Below are 4,645 nucleotides of genomic sequence, written 5' to 3'. Positions count from 1 at the left end.
GGCTGCGCCGTCTCGGCGGCACCCGACCCGATCTGGCACCGTCCATCGAGCGGTTGATCGACATCTACGCCGCCGCGGAGCCGTCCGAGCAGATCGCCGACGAATAGCTCGTCCAGCGATCGCCCCTGTTCCACCGGGCGCCGGTGATGCGGGAGGTCGAAGCCGCCATCGGTTCGAGAGTTCGTCCGATCGGTTGCAGAATACGAGCGTGCGCGGGACATCCGGGTGAGAGGAGACGTGCGGTGGCTGACGCCGACGATGTGTGCCGGCTGGCGCTGGCGTTGCCGGGGGTCGAGGAAGTCCATAGCGAGGGCTTCGACTTCCGGGTGGGCGGCAAGGGGTTCGTCTGGTCGTATCCGGAGCGCCGGCCGGGGCAGCCGCGGCGGATTCGCACCGACGTCGCCGTGCTCTACGTCGGTGACGAGGCCGAGAAGCAGGCGCTGCTGCGCGGCGAACCCGAGCTGTTCTTCACCGCACCCGGCTACGACGGCTTCCCGCTGGTGATGTGCCGGCTGGCCGCGGTGGACATCGACCGGCTGACCGAACTCGTCACCGACGCCTGGCGGATGCGCGCCCCGGCCGAGCTCACCACCGAGACCGCATAGCGGCCACGGCCCCTTCCGTTTCCCTCATGTCATAGCCGGGCGAGCAGCTCGGCCTTCTTCGCGGCGAACTCGGCGTCCGTGAGCACACCGCGTTGGTGCAGCTCGCCCAGCCGGTCAAGGGTCGCCAGGATCGCCTCCGCGTCCGCCCCTGCGGCGGCAGGTTCGGACGCCAGGGTGGGCTCGGGTGAGGCGGCGGGCTCGGACGGTGCGGTGGGCCCGGGTGTCACGAGTGGCGTGGGGGCTGCCGGGGAGAGGCTGTCCACGGTGAAGGTGCCGTGCTGGCTGGTGAACGACAGTGTTCCTGGCCGGCCACCCTGCTGCTGTTGGACGCCGCCGACGCGATGGTCACCGGTGTCGTACACGCTGACCGGTCCGTCATCCCGCTGGACGGCGGGGAAGACCGCGTACCGTGCGCCGTTCTGGCTGCCGCTGGCGCTGGGTCGCCCCAGATCACCGGGCCACCAGCCATCCCCCGTCGAGGACGGGAACGAAGACGGGAACGGGGCTGGGGAAGGAAACGAGGACGGAGCCCACGAGGATGAGGCCGGGGATGCGGGCGCGGTCGGAGTCGTGGTGTGGGGCGCGAACAGGTCCGGGCTGGCCAGCAGGGCCGCGAGGTCGGTGGCGAGGCCGCTGACCCTGGTTTGTAGGGCGGTGTTGAACATGTCGCCGACCATGGTCATGCCGCCGGCCATCCACTGCCCGCGTCCGCCGAGGTCGGGGTGGGTGAACTGGGGCCTGCGTGCCGTTGCCGGCCAGCACCGCGGCCAGCAGCGTGCGCACCGCCTCGACGCTGACGTCGTAGCGGTGCGCGAGGTCCGCGACGGCCCGCTGGCCCTGGCTCGTCAGCTCACGCATGGCACGTCCCCTCGGGCGGTCGGGTTCCCCGCCGCAGGCTAACTCGACGATCGGACGGGCGGCAGGCGTTTGTGGACGGGACCAGCTCAGGCGCGCAGGAGGCCGAGGTCGCGGACATAGGTCAGCTCGTCGTAGCCGTCCATGTTGACGATGGTGCCGGCGAGGACGGGTTCCGGTACGCGGCGAACCGGGGGTTCGGCCAACCGGGCGGTGAGCGGGTCCAGGTGGGTGGCACGGGCGAGGATCGACCGAGGCGGGTGCTTCGGGACTCTGGACGCGCAGATGCCATGCCAGGCTGGCCGGGATCGCCGGGTCGGGCCGCGGCGAGGCCCATCCGGGCGGCGTGACCCACCCGACGTCAGCCGAGCGCACCCGTCCTCGCCCGCCCCTGGTCGGCGACGCCCACGGCGCACGGCCACCGGCAGCCCACCGGACGGGGAAACAGCAGGTCACCAACCCGGAGAACAACCGACCCGGTGAGGTTTCCAGAAGCCGGCCGGAACGAAACGAATACCGGTGTGGCGACAGGCACAGACCAGCGGAGGGCCAGAAAGTGCGGGACCCGATGGTGGGGGCGCCGGGGCGGGACCTTCTACGCTGAATCGGTGTGCCGGATTTCCTTCGGGCGTGGGACGTCCGACAAGGCCGAGAAAACGGGCCCGTGGATAGCGTGACGTGCGCCGGCAGGTTTCTCGGCCGGTGCGCCGAGCCTGCAGCCGGGGCCGCGCACGCCAATGCCGGCAGCGGCATCACCATCGGGAGCGGAATGTGACACTAGTGCACGACACGCCGGCCGGGCACGCGGACCCACCGGCAGATGACGCGCCCCCCAAGGCCCTGGGGTCGCTGCTGCACTACCTGCGGACGACGTCGCACAAGGACATCGCGGTGATGTACACCCTGACGTCCCTTGTCTACTTCGCGTTCGCCGGCGTGCTGGCCATGATAATCCGGGCTGAACTGGCCAGGCCCGGGCTGCAGTACGTATCCAACGAGCAGTACAACCAGATCTTCACCATGCACGGCACGCTGATGCTGCTGATGTTCGCGACGCCGATCGCCTTCGCGTTCGCGAACTATCTGATCCCGCTGCAGATCGGCGCGCCGGACGTGGCTTTCCCGCGGCTCAACGCGCTGTCGTTCTGGTTCTTCTTCTTCGGCAGCCTGACGGTCATCACGGGCTTTCTCACGCCGAACGGCGCCGCGTCGTTCGGCTGGTTCGCCTACACGCCGCTGTCGAGCGAGGCCTACTCGCCGGGGCTCGGCAGCGACCTGTGGCTGGTGGGTCTGACCGTCTCGGGTCTGGGCACCATCCTCGGCGCGGTCAACTTCATCACGACGATCCTGTGCCTGCGGGCGCCGGGTATGACCATGTTCCGGCTGCCGATCTTCACCTGGAACGTGCTGGTAACGTCCATCCTGGTGCTGATCGCCTTCCCGGTGCTGGCCGCGGCGCTCATCGCGTTGGAGTGCGACCGAAGGTTCGGCTCGCACATCTTCGACGCGGCCAACGGCGGGTCCGTCCTGTGGCAGCATCTGTTCTGGTTCTTCGGGCATCCCGAGGTCTACATCATCGCCCTGCCGTTCTTCGGGATCATCACCGAGATCCTGCCGGTGTTCTCCCGCAAGCCGCTGTTCGGCTACAAGGGTCTGGTGTACGCGACCATCGGCATCGGCGGCCTGTCGATCGCCGTGTGGGCGCACCACATGTACGTGACCGGCGCCGCGCTGCTGCCGTTCTTCTCCATCCTGACGTTCCTGATCGCGGTGCCGACCGGGGTCAAGTTCTTCAACTGGATCGGCACGATGTGGCGGGGGCAGATCACCTTCGAACCGCCGATGATGTTCGCTGTCGGCTTCCTGGTGACGTTCCTGTTCGGTGGTCTCACCGGCGTGCTGCTGTCCAGCCCGCCGGTCGACTTCCACGTCAGTGACAGCTACTTCGTCGTCGGCCACTTCCACTACGTGGTCGCCGGTCTGCTGTTCGCCGGGTTCGCCGGAATCTACTTCTGGTTCCCGAAGGTCACCGGCCGGATGATGAACACCAAGCTCGCCAAGGTGCACTACTGGACGATGCTGGTCGGCTTCCACTCCACGTTCCTGGTCGACCACTGGCTCGGCGTGAAGGGTATGCCCCGCCGGTACGCCGACTACAGCGCGCAGGACGGGTTCACCACGCTGAACACCATCTCGTCGCTGGGCAGTGTGATTCTGGCGCTGTCCACCCTGCCGTTCCTGCTGAACCTCTACGTGTCGTACCGCAAGGGCCCCATCGTCACGGTGGACGATCCGTGGGGATTTGGGAACTCGCTGGAATGGGCGACGTCCTGCCCGCCGCCGCGGCACAACTTCACCACCCTGCCGCGTATCCGCTCCGAGCGGCCGGCGTTCGACCTGCACTATCCGGAGCTCGCCGGCGACGTGGACTTCCACGCCACCCCCGAGTTCACACCGGCACCGAACAAGCGCGGGCTGAGTTCCTGACCAGCAACGCCACAGTCGTAGAACCGCCCCGGTCGCCAGATGGGACCGGGGCGGTTCCGCGTCCGGGCGGGGACTGGCGCGGCTGGAACGGTGCCTGACAGACGGATCGGCCCCGGAGAAACGGAGTTCTCCGGGGCCGATCCGACAGTGCCGATATGCGGTTGTCCGCGCTCAGGGTGCGCCCGTCATCGCCGGGAGCGTCCCCGTCATGCGTCGTGCGTCGGGACGCCGACCGTCAGACCCTGACGTTCGAGTCGTGCGGCGGCGGCGTCTGGGGTGGGGTGGGGGGAACGTCGCCGGTGGCCGGGGCCACCCGCTCCTCGGGCGGTTCGACGGACAGGTGCGGGGTGACCCGGTCCAGCCAGCGCGGGAAGTACCAGTTCCGCTTCCCGATCAGGTGCATGAGCGAGGGCACCAGCATGGTCCGCAGGATGAACGCGTCCAGGAACACCGCGGACGCCAGACCCAGACCGAAGATCTTGATCTGCCGGCCCGGGGAGACCACGAACCCGAAGAACACCGCGATCATGATGATGGCCGCGGCGGTGATGATGCCGCCGGTCTCGGCCTGGCCGATGGTGATGGCCCGGCGGTTGTCGCGGGTGTGAATCCACTCCTCGTGCATCCGGCTGACGAGGAACACCTGATAGTCCATCGACAGGCCGAACAGGATGGCGAAGAGCATCACCGGAATCCAG

The 4,645-nt window shown here is 68.5% G+C and carries 6 protein-coding genes; 3 read left to right on the top strand and 3 right to left on the bottom strand.

Annotated elements, in window-relative coordinates:
• Positions 1-242 precede the first annotated feature (242 nt).
• Complete coding sequence (locus tag G6R24_RS18470) at positions 243-605, top strand: MmcQ/YjbR family DNA-binding protein (protein WP_175084718.1); 363 nt, start codon at positions 243-245, stop codon at positions 603-605.
• A gap of 29 nt (positions 606-634) precedes the next feature.
• Here the strand turns inward: G6R24_RS18470 and G6R24_RS18465 are convergent, their stop codons facing one another.
• Positions 635-1,288, bottom strand: coding sequence for an SHOCT domain-containing protein (locus tag G6R24_RS18465; protein ID WP_225438709.1), 654 nt, complete (start codon positions 1,286-1,288; stop codon positions 635-637).
• A 43-nt stretch (positions 1,289-1,331) separates the two neighbouring features.
• On the opposite strand from G6R24_RS18465, the gene G6R24_RS22825 reads away from it, so the two are divergent.
• Positions 1,332-1,505, top strand: coding sequence for a hypothetical protein (locus tag G6R24_RS22825; protein ID WP_225438708.1), 174 nt, complete (start codon positions 1,332-1,334; stop codon positions 1,503-1,505).
• A gap of 44 nt (positions 1,506-1,549) precedes the next feature.
• Here G6R24_RS22825 and G6R24_RS22820 read toward each other — a convergent pair whose 3' ends face one another.
• The gene (locus G6R24_RS22820; RefSeq protein ID WP_175084717.1) at positions 1,550-1,882 is read right to left on the bottom strand and encodes a hypothetical protein; all 333 of its coding nucleotides are present in this window, start codon (positions 1,880-1,882) and stop codon (positions 1,550-1,552) included.
• Positions 1,883-2,231: 349 nt separating this feature from the next.
• Here G6R24_RS22820 and ctaD point away from each other — a divergent pair, with 349 nt between their 5' ends.
• A complete protein-coding gene (gene ctaD / locus G6R24_RS18460) occupies positions 2,232-3,947 on the top strand; it encodes an aa3-type cytochrome oxidase subunit I (protein ID WP_163550458.1) in 1,716 nt (571 codons plus the stop codon).
• A 235-nt stretch (positions 3,948-4,182) separates the two neighbouring features.
• On the opposite strand, the gene G6R24_RS18455 is transcribed toward ctaD, so the two are convergent.
• Positions 4,183-4,645 (bottom strand): MMPL family transporter (locus tag G6R24_RS18455; RefSeq protein WP_163550457.1); only part of this gene is annotated, 463 nt, incomplete at its 5' end.

This window comes from Candidatus Frankia nodulisporulans (assembly GCF_902806475.1).
GTDB lineage: Bacteria > Actinomycetota > Actinomycetes > Frankiales > Frankiaceae > Frankia > Frankia umida.
The sequence above is the reverse complement of the archived record's forward strand: the minus strand, read 5'-3'. Positions and strand labels throughout refer to the sequence as shown.

What these genes read in the sequence shown, in the direction of transcription:
- G6R24_RS18465 (WP_225438709.1), bottom strand. Translation starts at nt 1,288, where the DNA reads ATGACCATGGTCGGCGACATGTTCAACACCGCCCTACAAACCAGGGTC.